Annotated in this window: 1 protein-coding gene; it reads right to left on the minus strand. The window is 42.8% G+C overall.

From position 1 onward, the window contains the following. Positions 1–179: 179 nt before the first annotated feature. Positions 180–1,214: Mu transposase domain-containing protein (locus IIF7_RS20580; protein ID WP_084843556.1), on the minus strand; the 1,035-nt coding region annotated here is incomplete at its 5' end.

Consider the following 1,214-nt stretch of genomic DNA (forward strand, 5'->3'; position numbering starts at 1 on the left):
CGGTTCTGGCGATCGTCCCATTCGCATTGGATTAGGTAAGCTATAAACTCATCATTGGTGTAATCCGTACTCTGCGGGCTTAAGCTAGAGTTGAAGGCCCTGATCATTCCGTGGAGCCTTAATTGTTTCATCTGTTCTAAGGTTTGTGTATTCATATACTTGGTTTTAATGGTTTCTTTCTATTTATAATAATGGCCTCCCCGGATGTTCTTGTGATCGGGCAGTACTATTTCCTCTTCGAGGTTTTCTTCAAGGTTATCCCAGCCTTTTTTAAGGATGCGATCAATAATATTATAATTGTATGCCCCATAATCAGAAGCTCTCTTACAGGCATTATCCAGGCGCAGGTTCCCTACTTTTTTTGCCAGGTGTAGTATGCCCAGACAGGATTTATAGGATTGTTCGGGATGTTGTTTTTTGTCCAGTATTCCAGTGATATACCCTTTGCAGTGTACTCCAATATGAGCTGCCCAGGCGATGAATTTTTCAGAGCTCCATTCACTTATAAACCTATGGTGTGATGGCATATGTTCCTTAACTGTAGTATAGGCGTATTTCCTTTTCTCTCTTGGATGTGCGGCCAGGCGTTCAAATTTATAGAATATCTCCACCAGGCTATCGGAGTAGATGATCTTGATGCGTTTGCCCATGTGCTGATAAGGTACGCTATAGTAATGCTTGTCTTTGCTAAAATAAATATGACTGTTCTTGTGCACGGTCCCATTAGCGTAGGCTTTTATCTCATACCGCTTTAAGGGTAGGGGTTTTAACTCCTGTTTTTCTACCTCGTCGAATAAAGAACGCCGGGAGTACTCTCTTCCCCGGAAGGACATTGCATTATGTGTTTTTAGAAGTTCGAGTATTGCTTTATTTATTTCTGAAACGCTATGGAAGGTCTGGTGGCGTAGCGGTGCAAATACCCTGGTATATATTATCCGTACAGCGTTCTCTACTATGGCCTTATCCCTTGGTTTATATGTTCTTGTGGGCAGTACTGCGGTTTCATAATATTCCGCAAAATCAGAGAAGGTCTCGTTAACCTTGGGTTCATAACGGCTCCCTTTAGTTACGGCGGATTTCAGGTTATCGGGTACCAGGGCATTGGGTACCCCACCATAAAACCAAAGTGCATTCTCGACACTACGTATAAAATCTTCCTTCTTTTGGCTTGGCGAAGCTTCTACATAGGTGTATTGGCTACTGCCCAAAACGCA

This window comes from Zunongwangia atlantica 22II14-10F7, assembly GCF_002094855.1.
In the GTDB taxonomy this organism is placed as follows: domain Bacteria; phylum Bacteroidota; class Bacteroidia; order Flavobacteriales; family Flavobacteriaceae; genus Zunongwangia; species Zunongwangia atlantica.